The organism is Campylobacter concisus, from assembly GCF_002165815.1.
Taxonomy (GTDB): Bacteria; Campylobacterota; Campylobacteria; order Campylobacterales; family Campylobacteraceae; genus Campylobacter_A; species Campylobacter_A concisus_BH.
This window is the reverse complement of sequence record NZ_NDYN01000007.1, coordinates 100,389-116,640: the sequence shown is the minus strand read 5'-3', so window position 1 is coordinate 116,640 and position 16,252 is coordinate 100,389. Positions and strand designations below refer to the sequence as shown.

The following is a 16,252-nucleotide window of genomic DNA, read 5'->3' as shown; positions in this document are numbered from 1 at the left end:
CTACTTGCAGCTTATCTCACCACTCATCTTTAAAAATGCGCTCTCGTTTTGCTCTAAAAATTTATTTGCCGCTTCTAAATCCTGAAATTTATCTTTTAGTCTGATCACTAAAGTGCCACATTTTAGCTCTCTAGCTCGCTCCAAACTAGCATCAAAGCTTTGCGTTAGATCATTTACGCTTTTTATCAAAAGATCGTTTTTGCCTAGCTCTTTTACGTTAAATTTAGCGTGTCTCTCAGCTCTTACTACGCCAAGATAGTTTGCAACTTTGGCGTTACTTATGTAGATGAAAACTCCCTCACGCAAGTTGCTGCTAAATGCCATTGCATCATCTTGCTCAAGTATCTTTGCAAGCTCTTCGCCGCCGTAGTTTAGGCTGCTTTTAAGATTTAAGTTCTTCACGCTTGGCTGGCTCGCACAACCTACTAGAAATATACAAAACAAAAAGGCGGAAAGCTTTTTCATAGCCCTAAATTTCTTCCAGTAGATAGAGAATGCTGGCCATTTTTGCAGTGTCTGTTACATAGTTTATTATATTTGCAGCTATAACATTCTTTGTTAGCTTTTTGCCATCTACCTCAAGTGTTTGAATATTTTTTTCTTTCATAAATTTTAAAGTTTTAGCAGCAACATCACTTAGGCTATTTTTACCATCAAGTTGTAAAAATATATAATAATCAATCAAATTAAGCTTTTCCGACATACTAAATTGATTTGCAAAAGCTATGTCCGAGTCATTTTGATGCTTTAAAAAATACTTAATATAGCCGGTCAAATTTGGATTAAGCTTTGAACATCCTGGTCTGTACTCCACATCTTTTAGCTCATCTTTTACTATCATCGTATCAGCTGAGTTGGTTAGAATTCTTACAAAAGCGCTATAAACCATAAGCTTATCTTCTGGCAAAATTTCTAAAATTTGAGATAAGTTTATACTTGCTGGATACATCTTATAAAAGACCTCGCAAAGCCAGGAGATATCTTGCGGCATGAGAGTATATCTATCTTTCCACAAGCCATTTTCTTTTTTAAAATCAGCTACAACGTGAATTTTATTTACATCGCTTGGGCCTATTTGTTTATTGGCTATCTTTTCATAGGCCTCACTATGTACGATCAAGCTTTGTCTAAAGACTTTATTATTAACAATATCAATGAACTGCTCTAGATCGATCCTATCTTTAAATTTATCGTTTTTATAATCATCAACCCTACTTATACCAAGATCGGGGACAAAAATATCTTCAAGTGTATATTCACAAAGATAAGTTAGTCCGTTTTTTACAAGCATACTATTAAAATCTTTGAAGTAAAATGGATCATTTATATCCTCTAAAAACTCATGAGCTATATAAAAGTCGCTTTTGCTTAAAACCTCTTCCACCCAGTGCATGAGCATTTTGGCAGGTATTTTTTTCTCATAGTATTCATTATCTTTGGTTAGTAAAAAATCTTTATAAACCAAAAGCGCCTCTTTGGCTGCTTTTAGTCTATCCTCTGTGCTCTCTTTATCCTTTGCGGCAAGCAGCATAAGATCACGTACGACATCTTTTACTTTCCAGCCTGGGTATGTGTTATAAGAGATAAAGGCCACGCCGTTTTGGCTTAAATTTTCTCTTACTACCCTTAAAATAGCCTCTTTTACAAAGTCGGGCACCCAGCTAAAGACGCCGTGAGCGATGATATAGTCAAATTTTTCATCACTTTTAAACTCGCAGATATCGCCATGTATCAGCTCTAAATTTTCTAGTCCTATCTCTTTAACGATCTCTTTTCCGCGCTTTATCTGCTCTCCGCTAAGATCGATGCCGACCACTCTTGCTTCTTTATTATTTACAGCAAATGGGATCAAATTTCCGCCAAAACTGCACCCTATCTCCAAAACTTTTGCGGTTTTGCAAGGTGGTGGGTTGATACCAAGAAGCGTAGCGCAAGCCTCTAGTTTATAGGGCGATGACTGCGCAAATGCTGCTGATTTGTAAGTTAGTTCATCATAAGATTTTTCTATTTTGCTATTTTGGCTCATTTTACCCTCCTAGTAGTCTTTATTTTGCAATTTTTCTAGCATATTTTTAGCGTCGTTTTCAGGCTCATCAACGATATATGCGCGCCTTATATTGCCACCTTTTATGATAAGTGTTTGACGAAAGTAAAATTTATGCCCATTTGAAGCTGCAAATACAGGTAGTTCAAGCGCGCGCTCTAGCATAAACTCGCTATCATTTAAAAACATCACGCCAGTTGCGGTCTCTTCTTCAAATTTCTTCTGAGCCGCGATATCTTGGGAGCCAATAGCTACTACCATAAAGCCAAGATCGTTAAATTCTTTAAGAAGTTTTTTGTAGTTTATCGCTTGCTTCGTGCAGCCTTTCATGCCAGCAGTTTTTTGCAGCTGCTCGCTTAAAAGCTCGAAGTCTTCACCTATCTTTGGATAGATAAAAACTACGCAGTCATGGGTCCTTGCAAAGGCTGAAAAGTCAAATTCTTTACCGTCTAAAGTCCTTAGATAGATGCTTGTAGGCACTTTTATCATGTTTTGTCCTTTAAAAATTTTATCTATTATATATCTTTAAGCTTTTTTTGAATTTAAGAGATAGACGACAAAAAGGACGAAAAAGCTGATTATTAGCATCAAAAGAGCGTAGATGTGAGCTTTGGTATAGTCAAGCATCTCAACCGCTTCAAATATCGCGATACTAGCGACCTTGCTCTCACCTGCCACGCTGCCACCTATCATCAAAACCACGCCAAACTCGCCCATCGTATGAGCGAAGCTAACAACGATCGCAGTTAGTAAATTTGATCTGATGCTTGGCAAGATGACTCTAAAAATGGTCGTGAGCTTACTTTTACCAAGGCTGTAGCTCGCCTCAAAAAGGCTCTTTTTTAGACTATTTAGACCAGCGTAAATGGGCCCAAACATAAATGGCAGCGAGTAGATACAGCTTGCCACAACAAGGCCTGTGAAGTTAAAAACTAGCCTCACGCCAAAGAGCTCTTCTATAAATTTGCCAAAAAATGAGTAAGGCGAGAGAAAAATGAGCAGATAAAAGCCAAGAACGCTTGGCGGCAGCACCAAAGGCAGCGAGATGATGGACTCTAAAAACGCCTTGCCAAAGAATTTCTTTTGCGACATAAAGTAAGCAAGCCCTACGCAGAAGAAAAATAGTATAAAAGTCGTGATAAAAGAGAGTTTTAGCGAGAGCCAAAACGGCTCATAATCAATATTTGCTAGCTCGTTCATCATGCTTTTACCAAATTTACGCCAAAGGCTTTTGTGCTAACCACCACCGTGTCGCCAGCTCTTAGCCCACTAGCTTCTGCGCTACTTAGCACGACCTCGCAAATTTGGCGGTTTATGAGCACGCTTGCTACAAAAATGGCGTCACGCTTTTTGATCTCCAAAACCTTAGCGTTAAATGCAAATTTCTGCGATCCGGCACTTTTTAAAAATATCTCGCTCGCACTGCCAGACCTTGAAATTTTGCCATTTTCAAGGACAAAAACCTTGCTGCAAAGCTTGTAAATTTCAGCTATGTCGTGACTTACTAAGATAACACTCATCTTAAACTCATCGTGAAGCGCTAGCAAATAATCTTGCAGCTTCTCGCGCATGGCGTTATCTAGGGCACTTAGTGGCTCATCAAGTAGTAAAATTTCTGGCTTTCTCATCACCGCACGAGCGAGTGCCACGCGCTGCTTTTGACCGCCTGAAAGTTCGCCTATCTTGGCGTTTTTTAGGCTCTTTAGTTCGCAAATTTCAAGCAGTTTGTTTGCTAAATTTTCATCATTATTTGCAAAGAGCAAATTTTTAAAGACATTCATATTTTCAAAAAGGGCGTAGTCTTGAAACAAAAAGCCGATATTTCGCTTTTGCGGGGCTAAATTTGTCTTTTCATCAAAAAAGATCTTATCTGCAACCTTTATCACGCCACTTTGTGGGGTTTCAAAGCCAGCGATGAGCCGCAGTATCGTAGTCTTGCCTCCGCCACTTGCTCCATAAAGTGCAACAAACTCGCCACTTTCAAAGGCAAGCTCAGCCTCAAGTATAAATTTACCGCCGCCGCCATTTAGCTCTTTTTTGCAAGAAATTTCTATCATTTTTAAGCGCTTATGTGGATACTTGTTGATTTAACGTAGGCAAAAACCTGCTCGCCTACCGCTAAATTTAGCCCTTTTAGAGCGTGATCTGAGATGATAGCCTCAAAGCAAAGCTGCTCACACTTTAGGCTAATAATGCTTAAAATTTCGCCGCGAGTTATGCCAGCGACCTCGCATTTTAGCTCATTTTCAAGCGAACTAGCCTCAAGTCTAAGCCTTGATAAAACGACGTCTGAGCTTTTGAAATTTAAGCTCACCTCATCATTTAGAGCAAATTTGCTAGCCTCATTTAAGGCTAGCATATATAAATTTATCCCTAAATTTAGACACTCAAGCTCAAAAAAACTGACGCCATCTTTGGATGAAATTTGAACGATCTTTGCTCTTATCATTTAGCTGGGACGTTGTAGCCAAATTTCTTGAAAATTTCTTTTGCCTTTTTGCCCAAGATAAACTCATAAAACGCCTTCGCATCAGCGTTACCATCAGCATGTTTTAAGAGCACTATGCCTTGATCTATCGGAGTGTAGAGCTCTTGAGGCACGAAGATGTAGTTAGTGCCCTCTTTGTATTTTGCCATTTTCTCGCTAAAAAGCGCACTAGCAGCGATAAAGCCAACATCTGAAGCACTTAGCGCCTGAGAAAGTGTCTCAGAAATTTTTTGAGCATAGACGATGTTTTTCTCTACTTCGTCATAAAGTTTTGCATTCTTAAGAGCCTCTATACTAGCCTTGCCGTAAGGTGCTGTTTCTGGGTTTGCTATTGAGATAGCTTTTAAGCCGCGAACCACTTCGATGCCCTTTTTAAAGTCCACGTCTCTTATAGAAAAGATCGCCAAAGCGCCTTGCGCATAAACTTTTGGAGCAGCCACTGCAAAGCCTGTGTCGTAGGCCTTTTGCGCAAAGCCCATATCAGCAGCCATGAAGATATCAGCTGGAGCTGAATTTTGGATCTGGGTAACAAGGCCACCGCTTGCGCCAAGAGTTAGGTTGATCTTAGCGTCTGGATGAAGCTTGTTAAACTCTTTTATAAGCTCAGGAAACGCATAAGTCGTGTTTGCTGCGGCATAGACATTTACGTCAGCGCCAAAAGCGTTTATGGCAAGCAGTGCTGCCACACATAGAAATTTAAAAACCTTTTTCATTTATACTCCTATTATGATTTGAGATGATTTTACTATTGCTAAAAGCGTGTCACCAACGCCTATTTGCATATCCATCGCGCTATCTTTTGTGATGATGGCAGTTAAAGTTTGCTCGTCGCTTAGTTTTAGCGTGACCTCGGCATTTACAGCGCCTATCTTTGCCTCGATGACCTCACCTTTTAGCTGATTTTTAGTGCTTATTTTTATATCAAGATCCTTTGCAAGGATGACAGATGGCGCTTTAAAGATGAAAACTACCTTTTGACCCACTTTTAGGCCTAAATTTTTCTCGCTCTCAACTGTTATGGTCGCTTCAAGCGTGTTGCCATTGCTTAGCTTTGCGATGATTTCAGAATTTACAGCACCTCTATTTATGCTAACGATCTCGCATGAGAGCTGGTTTCTCGCACTTAAATTCATACTCATTCTTTGTAAATTTATGATATCAACATCTTCAAAATCAACCTTTTGACAAATTTTTTGCAAAAAGTCCTTTTGCGTCTCGAGGATAGCATCGTAAATTTTTATCAGTTTTTTGGCGTATGGGCTAAGCTCTGAACCGCTATTTTTCTTATTGCCGTCGGCTCTTATTATGAGTGGCTTGCTGCTTTTGTTATTTATCGTATCTAAGCAGTCCCAAGCGTTTTTGTATGATATGCCGACAACCTCAGCTGCTTTTGTGATACTTTTTGTCTCTTTTATCGCCTTAAGTAGGGCTATATGCTTTGCTAAAACCTGCGTATCTTCGCCTAGAAATAGCTCTAAATTTATATCTGCTTTCAAAATTTTAACCTCTAAATATATAATAATAATTTGCAAAGTATATCTAATTATATTAATTCACAAGCTTAAAATTACAAATTTTCTTTAATTTCTTGTAAAGTTTCAAGAGGATAAAATCAAGCTGTTTTTTATAAATAAATTTTAAGGTTTTATGATGAAATTTTTGCTTGCTATCTTTTGTAGCCTGCTTTTAGCCTGTGCCAGCGCTGATCTGAACGCAAACAGTGAAAAAGATGATTTTGACGTTGAGTTTGAAGCAAAAAAAGATGTTTTTGACCCGCTTAGTGGCTATAACAGAGTGATGACAAATGTAAATGACTTTATCTACATAAATATGCTAACTCCAGTGGCAAAAGGCTACGCTTATGTCGTGCCATCCACAGCTAGAACGATGGTTGCAAATTTCTTTGACAACCTTCTTTTTCCAGTGCGCTTTGTAAATAACTTGCTTCAGTTTAAATTTCAAAACGCCGGCGAGGAGACTTTGCGATTTTTGGCAAATACGATAATTGGCTTTGGAGGGCTAACAGACGGGGCAAAATACTATGATCTAAAGGCTCACAACGAGGACTTTGGGCAAACCCTTGGCTACTGGGGGCTAGGAAGCGGCTTTCACATCGTTTGGCCTTTGATTGGACCATCAAATTTAAGAGATACTGGAGGCCTAGTTGGCGACTATTTTGCTGATCCTATCAGCTACGTTGATCCTATGCTTTTGTCAGCTGGCATCAAGTCATATAGGGCGTTTAATAGCTTTTCACAAGATCCAACTGCTTATGAAAAACTAAGAAAAGACGCAATCGATCTATATCCATTTTTACGCGATGCTTACGAGCAAAGACGCGATAAACTTATCAAGGAGTAAGTATGAAAATTTTTAAAATTATAGCGGCGATTTTACTTTTAGCAACTAGCCTTTTTGCCCTCTCAAAAGAGCAGATAAAGCCTGAGATAGAGGCAAAGACAACAAAGGTGATTGAAATTTTAAAAAATACAAATTTAGATAACAATGCAAAGACAAAAGAGATTTTTGCTCTGCTTGATCCACTATTTGACTACAAGCAAATGGCAAAGATCAGCCTTGGCAAACGCTACAACAGCCTAAGTGCTGACGAGCAAGCTAAATTTGACGCTGCATTTGAGCAAAAGCTAAAAAGCTCATATATCGACAAGCTCTTAGGCTACAAAGACCAACAGATCCACATCACTGGAGAGAGTGAGCCTCAAAAAAATAGATACTGGCTCACATCAGAGCTTCTAAATGACGGCAAAAACTATGAATTTGTCTATAAATTTTACGATGCAAAAGAGCGTGGATGGCTCATTTATGACCTTGATATCGTTGGTGTGAGCATCATTCAAACTTATAGAAGTCAGTTTGGCGACGTGCTAAATAATGCTGATTTCAATACGCTTTTACAAAAACTAAACGAAGCGGTTTTACCCGATCAAAACAAAACTAATCCTTGATGCGACAAATTTTTAAATTTATCATTGCCAAAAACAAGCTTGTTATCTCGCTTGTGCTAGTTCTAAGCGTAGTTTTTGGCTACCTTAGCACAAAACTTAGCATCGATGCTTCGGCTGAGACCTTGCTGCTTGAGCATGACCCAGATCTAAAAGCCTATAGGCAGATCGCAAAGCGCTACGACTCGCCAGGGCTTTTGGTGGTCGCTTTTACCCCAAAAGATGATCTTTTTTCACCTAAAAATTTAGAGCTTATTAAAAATTTATGCGATGAGCTAGCCAAAAACGATATGGTTAGCAGCGTCATCTCTATCTTAAACGTGCCACTTTTAAATAGCGTAAAAGGCGGCGTTACAGGCATCTTAGATCACACGCCAACACTAAGTGATAAAGATATAAATATCTCAAAAGCAAAACTTGAGTTTGCAAAAAGCCCCATTTATAGCGGAAATTTGATAAGCAAAGATCTAAAAACCACAGCGATCGCGCTAAATTTAAAGCAAGATGATAAATTTAACGAGCTTTTAAATGAGCGAAATTTACTTAGTCAAAAAGAGTCAAACGGCACTATCACGCAGGCAGAAAAGCTTAAATTTAAAGCGCTTTTAGCGGAGTTTAAAGCCTACCGAGATGAGCTTAGAAAGAGTGATCACAAAAACCTTGAAGCCATAAAGGCAGCCATCGCTAAATTTAACGCAAATGACGAGCTGTTTTTGGGCGGCGCAAATATGATCGCTGATGATATGATAGGTTTTATAAAGAGCGATCTTTTGGTTTATGGGCTAAGCGTTCTAGCGCTTCTTAGCTTTAGTTTGTGGCTATTTTTTAGGCAGGTTAGATGGATCGTCTTACCGATGTTTATCTGCGCGGTAAGTGCCATTTTTACGACTGGGATTTTTGGTATGTTTGGCTGGGAAGTGACGGTCATTAGCTCAAACTACATCGCACTTCAGCTAATTATCACCATTTCAACAGTCATTCACCTAGTCGTTAGCTATAGAGAATTTTATGCAAGACATCCAAAATACAGTCAAAATCAGCTCATCTATCTGACACTTCGTGACAAATTTTCTCCATCTTTTTGGGCGATATTTACGACAGTCATTGGCTTTAGCTCACTAATGAGTGCCGATATAAAGCCAGTTATCATGCTTGGCATTATGATGAGTGCTGGCATTAGCGTTTCACTCGTGCTTGCATTTTTGCTATTTGGCTCGGTAAATGCAAATTTAAAGAAGCTTGCCCCTGTTAGGACATTTGAAAACAGCTTTAAATTTACAAAATACTGCGCAAATTTAGCCCTAAACTCAAGAAAGATCATCTACGCAGTTTGCGTGCTTGTTGTCTGCTTTGGCGTTTATGGCATCAGTAAGATAAAGGTCGAAAACAGCTTCATTGGCTACTTTAAAGAGAGCACGCAGATCCGCCAAGGCATGCAGGTCATCGACACAAAGCTTGGTGGCACGATCCCAGTTGATGTAATAGTTAAATTTAAAGAGAGCGAGCCAAAACAAGAAAAAACTGATGAGAAAGATGACTTTGAAAGTGAGTTTGAGAACGACGCAAAGAGCGCAAAATACTGGTTTAACAGCTACCACACAAGGATCGCAGAGAAGATCCACGACCATTTGACGCAGCAGAAATTTGTAGGCAACGTAAGCTCGCTTGCAACGCTCATAAAGGCGATAAAAGAGCTAAATAACGGCGTTAGTGATGATTTTTTGCTTGCTGCTATGTATGAAAAGCTACCACTTGAGTATAAAACTATCTTGCTAAGTCCTTATGTGAGCGTCGAAAACGACGAGCTTAGATTTAGTTTAAGGATCATCGATAGCGACTCTGAGCTTAGGCGAAATGAGTTTTTAAAAGAGCTTAAAGCTGGACTTGCAGAGCTTACTAAAAATGACAACGTGAGCATAGAAGTTGCCGGTATGATGGTGCTTTATAACAACATGCTTCAAAATTTACTTAGCTCGCAGGTTGATACATTTGGACTAACGGTTACGATACTTTTTGTCATATTTTGCTTTGTTTTTAGAAGTATCAAGCTAGCAACCATCGCCATAGTTTCAAATTTGATCCCGCTTTGCACGCTCTTTGGCGTGATGGGATTTTTTGGCATACCGCTTGATGTGATGAGCATTACGATAGCGGCCATTAGTATAGGTATCGGCGTTGATGATATCATCCACTACATCCACCGCTTCAAAGAGGAGCTGCTTACAAAGGACGTTTTTGAGAGCATTAAGGCTGCGCACGCGAGTATAGGATACGCGATGTATTACACCTCATTTACCATTTTTCTTGGCTTTAGCGTGATGATAACTAGCAACTTTATACCGACAATTTATTTTGGCTTGCTAACTGATCTTGTTATGGTCTTTATGCTGCTTGGTGCGCTCATCATCTTGCCAAGTCTGATAGCGAGCTTTGTGAAAAAGCGCGAGGTATAAATTTATTTGATAACTTTGATGAATGAATAGACATCAGCCACGCCGTCAATGTGCTTAGCGTACCAAATGGCGTGCTTTTCTTGCTCGATACTATCTACCACACCGCTAAAAACAACGTCACAGCCAACGATGCTAACACGCACATTTGTGCCCTCAACGACACTATCTTTAAAGAGATTTTGCTTTAAATTTGCAAGTATGCTTAGGCTATCGCACGGGTATTCGCTCTTTTTTACCCTAAGATAGGTGTAAATTTTTCGCACTCCGTCCGTGCTTTTGGCAAGCTCAACTAGCTTATCTCCTAGCTCTTTGCTATCAACAAGCCCTATGAGATAGGCATCGCCGTAAAAAACCTCTATCTCGATGTCGATGTTGCTAAGTCCTTTTGAAAACAAAATTTTGCTTTGTAGCTTGCTTTGGATAAATTTATCACGAGAGATCGAGTAGATGCCGCGTTTATCGCGAGAAATGGAGTATGCGTCATATACATTTAGCGGCGCTGTTGCTGGGGTGAGGACTGAGGAGCAAGAGCAAAAAAATAAGACCAAAAATGCAAAAACGCTAAATTTAGAAATCATAAATCCTTTTGTAATTTCAAAAAGTTTATAGAAAATGGGCTAAAATTTATCTAAATCTGCTAAAATAACACGCACGGAGGATAAAGTAATCTGGTGATGCTCACGGGCTTCAAACCCGATGACTGGGCGGTTGACCGTCTGGTGGGGAGTTCGATTCTCTCATCCTCTCGCCACTTTTACTTCTTTTAATTTCTACTTTTTAAATTATTTGTTTTTATGATTTTAGGCGCAACTAGCTAGTAAATTTTAAAAATAATGGTGTGATTTAAACAACCATCTTTAAATTTAAAGTTTAAATTTTTATATCCAAAACGTGCGGCTCTTCGCTCTCCTCTTCGCTATCGAGCTCGTCTTTTAAGACCTCTTCATCTTTAGCTTTTGCGTTTTGCTCTTCGTTCTCAAACTCGCTTGCCTCTTCTTCGCTCTTTTGACGCTCGTGCTCTTTTTCAGGATCAAGTCTATACGACTCCTCCATCGGACGCACCTCTTGTATCTCCTCGTTTTGCTGGGTGGCTAGCTCAGATGCCATTAGCGCTTGCATGTCAAAGCGTGCTTGCTGGTTTGCATGCACCTGTGAGACGACTGGGGCGTTTTGGTTGATGAAGTTGCTGTTTCCTAAAGGTGTTACCGCCATTTTTAGCCTTTATTTATGATGATCGTTTTGTAGTTTGTGTAAGTGACGTTTGCGCCATTTTCACGCCTTAAATTTTCGCGTTTGGTGTAATCCACCTCGTATCTGCCAGCCCCTTTTACGCTAAATTCCACGCAAAATTTGGCAGCCATTTCTAGCACGTCCTCTGGCACTTTACTCTTGTTTGTTTTTATGATGACATGAGCGCTTGGGGTGTCTTTTAGATGAAGCCAGATATCATCTTTTTTGGCGAGATCGAGCAAATTTATATTGCCTTTTTCATTTCTGCCAACTAAAATTTTAAACTCTCTAACGTAGAAAATTTCAGCATTTTCGCTCACATCTTTTATCTGTCTCTCTCTTTGTTTTGCCTTGTTTTTTGGGCTTAAAATTTCAAGCTCGTAAGCACTTTTTGCCTCTTTTAAAAGCGACTTTAGCCCTTCTAAAAACTCGATCTTTTCACTTAAATTTCTCTTTTCTATCTCCACACCAAGGGCTTTTGCACGAAGTTTTTTTGACCTTGAGTAAAATTCATTTGCGCTATTTTTTGGCGTGTCGCTAAGAGTTAGTTTTATCTCGTTGCCGTCAAAATCATTAAGAGAAATTTCTCTCTCATAGCCTTTAAAATTTGCCAAATTTGCAAGCAAGAGTGTGCCGTAGTTTGCAAACTCCTCGCTCTTTTTCATAAGCTCATCTTTATCTTCAAGCGAGTTTAAAATTTCTCTCATGCTATCTATCTTTTTTTGCACGCTAGTAAGCTTTGCCTCTTTCAAGCTAGCTATCCTAGACTCATTTATCCTAGCTGCTTCACTTTTAAAAAATGCCTCAAAGTCAGTTATCGGCTCGCACGGCTTTTCTTTTATAGCGATGGCTGGCAGCTCTTTTAAAACCTCGCCAGTTTCTATCTTTCGGTAGCTATTGTCGATATGCCTTAGCGCCTCGATGATTACGCTATTTTCATCAGTGATCACGGCGTTTGTAAAGCGGCCTGTAAATTCAAGATAGAGGATGAAATTTTCGCTTTTATATGAGCCACTTTGTGTGCAGGTAAATTTTAAAATTCTATTGTCTTTTAGGCACTCGACGCTTTTTATATGCGAAGCGTTAAAGCGTTTTTTTAGGACATTATCAAAGGGTGCTTGATAAATTTTCGCCTCTTTTAGCTCATCATCTTTGTAGATAGCAGAATTTGACTTATTTAGATCAAAAATGATCTTTTCGCCGCTAAATTCGATAAGTATAGCCATGTCGCTTACGCGCTTTGCTTGGCTTATCTTTTTAAATTTTGATAGATATTCTGCTATTTGAACTAAATGTGCGTACTTCATGCGGGGATTATATCAGAAATGTTGCAAAAATGTTTTAACAAAGAGTCCTAGCTGGTTTGCTAGGACAAAAGTTAAAATTTATTTTTAGCGACCTCTTTTACGATCTGATCAGCGATCTCATCGACCTCGTTTGTGGCCTTGTTTGTTTGATTTGCCACTTCAAGATTTTCTTTTGTTAGGTTGTCGATGTCGGCAACTAGCGTGTTTATCTGAGCGATCGCTATGGTTTGCTCGTTTATCGCTGCACTCATATCATCGATGTTTTGCGTTAGGATATTTGCATTTGCTTCGATCTCGCCAAGGCTCTTTTGAGTGCGCTCGGCTAAATTTCTAACCTCATCAGCCACAACCGCAAAGCCTCTGCCATGCTCACCCGCACGTGCTGCTTCAATGGCAGCGTTAAGGGCTAGTAAATTTGTCTGATCGGCGATGTCGTGGATGATGGTGATGATATTTTTTATCTCCTCAGACTGTCTTTTGACATCATCAGACCTTGCATTTACCTGCCTCATAGATGCGCTCATTTGCTCAACCGCAGCCGCACCCTCAGAGAGCGATGTAGCACTCTTGTTTGCTTTAGTCGTTAGCTCTTGCATGTAGCCTTTTAGCGCTTTTGCACGGTCTTCTAGCAGTTTTGCGACATCTTCATTATTTTTTAGCATCTGCGCTATTTTATCGCCAAGTGCGTCGATGCCTTTTGCGATGACGCCTTCGTCGTTTATCCTAGCGGTAAAGTCATTTTTAAAGTAAATTTCTAGCGCCTTTAAGATATCGTGCTCATTTGAAGCGATATTTGTTTTTAATGAGTCACGTAGCTCGCCAAATGCCTCTTTTAGCTTTAACAGAGCTTGGCTATTTGTCGTCGCTTCAAGCGTCGCTCTAAAGTCGCCACCTTTTATCTTGCTTACAAATTCTTGCGTTTTGGCTAAAAACTCGCGCTCGTTATTTAAATTCTCTTTTGTGCTCTCGATGTTTTCGTTGATGATGCTAGCCATAACGCCTAGCTCGTCGCTGCTTTTTAGCTTGATAGGCTCGACGTTTGAAGTTTTGTTGTTTATAAATTTAAAGACTTCGATTAGCCCGTTTTGTATCGTTAAAACTGGTCTTAAGAAGTATCTAACGACCACGATGATGGCGATGATGACTGAGATCAAAAATAGGCTAAACATCAAAATTTGCTTATTTGAAGCGCTTTTTATCTCAGCTACAAACTCATCAGCATCAGCTACTATACAGACGTTCCAGCCTGTTAGCTTTTGTTTTTGGCAGTAGATGACATTTCGCATGCCATTATGGAAAAATAGCGAGACCTTGTCACCCTCTATGCTCTTTTTCATATTTTCTTTGATAAGATTTTTGTAGTTTTCATCCTCTTTTGAGACCAAATTTATATCAGGATGAACTATCACTTTACCGTTGTCATCGGCGATCATAATGCTTGAAGTCTTAGTCGTTTTTATCTCTAAAAGCTCCTGACTAAAGCCGTTTAAGAAGATATTTGCGCCAATTACTGCCACAAGCTGATGGTTGCCATCAAAGATAGGAGCGTAGGCTGTGATGGTTAAATTCTTTGTCGTGATATCTATGTATGGCTCTGAAAATCCAGGCTTTCCGCTACTGCTCGCAGCCTGAAACCAAGCCCTCGTGCGACCGTCAAAATTTGGTATCAAAAATGGCTCGTTGTTTTTCAAAAGATCAGTCTTTATGACGTTGCCATTGTCTGCATATCCCACAAATAGCGCGTCAAATGGCGAAATAACAAACGCACCCTTTAGTGCCTCAGCTATATCGTCCCTGTTGGCGTAGAGCTTTTTGTCCTCTAGCTCTTTTGCAAAGTTTTGCACCATGTGAAGTCTTGACTTTAAAAACTCATCGACAAAATACATCGTCGATTTTAGGCCAGTTTTACGGACATTGTTGTAGGACTGAATTTTTTCCGATTTGGAATTTGAGTAGTTTATGCTAAAAAATATGCCTATGCCTATTAGCATCCAAGCTGTCAGCAAAAAGGCTATCTTGTTAGACAAGCTAGAAAATAGTCTCTTCATCTTAAATCCTTTTAAAATTTTCGGCGTATTTTATAATAAAAATTAAATAATATCTCTTAATTTTTATTTTTAAGAAAAAATGGTAAAAAGTAGCTAAATAACGTTAGTTGGATAAATTCTACTAAATTTTATTGATTTATTGATTCAAAGCAATAAATAGAGTATTTTAGGGATTTTGTATAAAATTTAAAGCTAAATTTTACGTTGAATTTATTTTAGTTGCTTAAATTATAATTTTAAAATATATAAAAAAGAAAATGCTATTTTAAAGATTTTATTTTCCCAAATTTTTAGCATAAATTTTTTGTCAAATTTATAGTGATTTAAAGCACTAGCTAAATATCTTTTTATACAAATTTCGTTAAAATCGCCTCAAAATTTAAAGGAAATTTATGAAACAAACCATCACAGAAAAAATATTTTCAGATCACGTTGGCAAAGAGGTAAGCGCAGGAGAGATCATCGAGAGCAAGATCGATATGATCATAGGCAACGACATCACGACGCCTATCTCGATCAAGCAGTTTGAGCGAAGTGGCGCTAAAAAGCTAGCTAACCCAGACGGCTTTGCTATCGTGATGGACCACTACATCCCGACAAAGGACATCCTAAGCGCAAATCAAGCCAAAATTTCACGTGAATTTGCCTACAAACACGACCTTAAAAACTACTTCGACGAAAAAGATATGGGTATCGAGCACGCGATTTTGCCTGAAAAAGGGCTAGTCATCCCAGGCGATGTCATCATCGGCGCAGACAGCCACACCTGTACGCATGGCGCTCTTGGAGCATTTAGCACCGGCATGGGTAGCACCGACCTAGCTTATGCGATGATCACTGGCAAAAACTGGTTTAAAGTGCCTGAGAGCATCAAAGTCGTCTTTAAAGGCAAGCTTGATAAGCACGTCTATGGCAAGGACCTCATCCTTGAGATCATCCGCCAAATAGGCGTTGATGGCGCACTTTACAAGGCGCTTGAGTTTAGCGGAGAGGTGATAGAGGGGCTTAGCATGGATGATAGATTTTCAATGTGTAACATGGCGATCGAAGCTGGCGCAAAGAGCGGTATCATCGCGGTTGATGAGATCACAAAAGAGTTTTTAAAAGATAAAAATTTACGCGATAAACCAAAATTTTTCTACTCAGACGAGGGCGCAAAATACGATAAAATTTTAGAGATAGATGTCACAAACCTTGATCCAGTCATCGCATATCCATTTTTGCCAAGCAACGGCAAGAGCGTAAGACAGGCGGTTCTCGACGATCTAGCTATCGATCAGGCATTTATCGGCTCATGCACAAATGGCCGTCTAAGCGACCTTCGCATCGCAGCGCAAATCCTAAAAGGTAAAAAAGTAGCTCGCAAAACAAGGCTCATCATCACTCCAGCGACGCAAAAGATCGCAAGAGCTGCTGAAAAAGAGGGACTCATCGACATTTTCATCGAAGCAGGAGCGGTTGTGAGCAACCCAACATGTGGTGCCTGCCTTGGCGGATATATGGGCATTTTGGGTGCAAATGAGCGCTGTATCTCAACGACAAATAGAAATTTCGTCGGTCGTATGGGCGATAGAACGAGTGAAATTTATCTGGCTAACTCGGCTGTTGTGGCGGCTTCAGCGATAGCAGGTAAAATCGCCGATCCAAGAGACTTATAGGCGTTAGCTTTTAAGTATCTTTGAATGAGTTAGAAATTTTCACACTTCGATAAACTATATG

Annotated in this window: 16 protein-coding genes, 1 tRNA gene and 1 pseudogene; 5 read left to right on the top strand and 13 right to left on the bottom strand. The window is 39.5% G+C overall.

The window, feature by feature from the left end; genetic code table 11:
* The 8 genes from B9N65_RS08370 to B9N65_RS08335 are packed head-to-tail and all read right to left on the bottom strand — an operon-like array spanning position 1 to position 6,028.
* A complete protein-coding gene (locus B9N65_RS08370) occupies positions 1–465 on the bottom strand; it encodes a damage-inducible protein (protein ID WP_087583555.1) in 465 nt (154 codons plus the stop codon).
* Between the two features lie 4 nt (positions 466–469).
* Positions 470–2,026: a class I SAM-dependent methyltransferase gene (locus B9N65_RS08365; RefSeq protein WP_087583554.1), complete on the bottom strand. Its 1,557-nt coding sequence runs from the start codon at positions 2,024–2,026 to the stop codon at positions 470–472.
* A gap of 9 nt (positions 2,027–2,035) precedes the next feature.
* Positions 2,036–2,533 carry a redoxin family protein gene (locus B9N65_RS08360; RefSeq protein WP_087583553.1) on the bottom strand — a complete coding sequence of 166 codons (498 nt, stop codon included), beginning with the start codon at positions 2,531–2,533 and terminating at the stop codon, positions 2,036–2,038.
* A 36-nt stretch (positions 2,534–2,569) separates the two neighbouring features.
* A complete protein-coding gene (modB, locus tag B9N65_RS08355) occupies positions 2,570–3,244 on the bottom strand; it encodes a molybdate ABC transporter permease subunit (RefSeq protein WP_087583552.1) in 675 nt (224 codons plus the stop codon).
* Positions 3,244–4,101, bottom strand: a complete 858-nt coding sequence (locus B9N65_RS08350) for a sulfate/molybdate ABC transporter ATP-binding protein (protein ID WP_087583551.1) — start codon at positions 4,099–4,101, stop codon at positions 3,244–3,246. The genes modB and B9N65_RS08350 overlap by 1 nt, the downstream gene beginning before the upstream one ends.
* Before the next feature lie 2 nt (positions 4,102–4,103).
* On the bottom strand, positions 4,104–4,493 hold the full coding sequence (locus B9N65_RS08345; protein ID WP_087583550.1) for a TOBE domain-containing protein: 390 nt from the start codon (positions 4,491–4,493) through the stop codon (positions 4,104–4,106).
* The gene (gene modA, locus B9N65_RS08340; RefSeq protein WP_087583549.1) at positions 4,490–5,245 is read right to left on the bottom strand and encodes a molybdate ABC transporter substrate-binding protein; all 756 of its coding nucleotides are present in this window, start codon (positions 5,243–5,245) and stop codon (positions 4,490–4,492) included. Before modA ends, B9N65_RS08345 begins: the two co-directional genes overlap by 4 nt.
* Positions 5,246–6,028 (bottom strand): TOBE domain-containing protein, encoded by a 783-nt coding sequence (locus B9N65_RS08335; protein ID WP_021084673.1) that lies wholly within the window; start codon positions 6,026–6,028, stop codon positions 5,246–5,248.
* Positions 6,029–6,182: 154 nt separating this feature from the next.
* On the opposite strand from B9N65_RS08335, the gene B9N65_RS08330 reads away from it, so the two are divergent.
* The 3 genes from B9N65_RS08330 to B9N65_RS08320 are packed head-to-tail and all read left to right on the top strand — an operon-like array spanning position 6,183 to position 9,948.
* Entirely contained in the window at positions 6,183–6,893 is a 711-nt protein-coding gene (locus B9N65_RS08330; protein WP_087583548.1) for an MlaA family lipoprotein, read from the top strand.
* Between the two features lie 2 nt (positions 6,894–6,895).
* Entirely contained in the window at positions 6,896–7,498 is a 603-nt protein-coding gene (locus B9N65_RS08325; RefSeq protein WP_087583547.1) for a Tgt2/MlaC family protein, read from the top strand.
* Positions 7,498–9,948 (top strand): efflux RND transporter permease subunit, encoded by a 2,451-nt coding sequence (locus B9N65_RS08320; protein ID WP_087583546.1) that lies wholly within the window; start codon positions 7,498–7,500, stop codon positions 9,946–9,948. Before B9N65_RS08325 ends, B9N65_RS08320 begins: the two co-directional genes overlap by 1 nt.
* A 2-nt stretch (positions 9,949–9,950) precedes the next feature.
* Here the strand turns inward: B9N65_RS08320 and B9N65_RS08315 are convergent, their stop codons facing one another.
* The gene (locus B9N65_RS08315) at positions 9,951–10,526 is read right to left on the bottom strand and encodes a BON domain-containing protein (protein WP_002940841.1); all 576 of its coding nucleotides are present in this window, start codon (positions 10,524–10,526) and stop codon (positions 9,951–9,953) included.
* 75 nt (positions 10,527–10,601) lie between these two features.
* Between B9N65_RS08315 and B9N65_RS11035 the strand changes: the two genes are divergently transcribed.
* Positions 10,602–10,699 (top strand) — tRNA-Sec (locus B9N65_RS11035).
* A gap of 119 nt (positions 10,700–10,818) precedes the next feature.
* Here B9N65_RS11035 and B9N65_RS08310 read toward each other — a convergent pair.
* The 4 genes and pseudogenes from B9N65_RS08310 to B9N65_RS11460 form a co-directional block, all read right to left on the bottom strand.
* Positions 10,819–11,160, bottom strand: coding sequence for a hypothetical protein (locus B9N65_RS08310; RefSeq protein ID WP_087583545.1), 342 nt, complete (start codon positions 11,158–11,160; stop codon positions 10,819–10,821).
* Between the two features lie 2 nt (positions 11,161–11,162).
* Positions 11,163–12,485 (bottom strand): NFACT RNA binding domain-containing protein, encoded by a 1,323-nt coding sequence (locus B9N65_RS08305; RefSeq protein ID WP_087583544.1) that lies wholly within the window; start codon positions 12,483–12,485, stop codon positions 11,163–11,165.
* 71 nt (positions 12,486–12,556) lie between these two features.
* Complete coding sequence (locus B9N65_RS11465) at positions 12,557–13,081, bottom strand: methyl-accepting chemotaxis protein (protein ID WP_103575376.1); 525 nt, start codon at positions 13,079–13,081, stop codon at positions 12,557–12,559.
* 777 nt (positions 13,082–13,858) lie between these two features.
* Positions 13,859–14,371 (bottom strand): annotated as a pseudogene (locus tag B9N65_RS11460) (cache domain-containing protein); the annotation flags it as partial.
* A 554-nt stretch (positions 14,372–14,925) separates the two neighbouring features.
* Here B9N65_RS11460 and leuC point away from each other — a divergent pair.
* Positions 14,926–16,191, top strand: coding sequence for a 3-isopropylmalate dehydratase large subunit (gene leuC / locus B9N65_RS08295; RefSeq protein WP_087583542.1), 1,266 nt, complete (start codon positions 14,926–14,928; stop codon positions 16,189–16,191).
* The last annotated feature ends 61 nt before the right edge of the window (positions 16,192–16,252 follow it).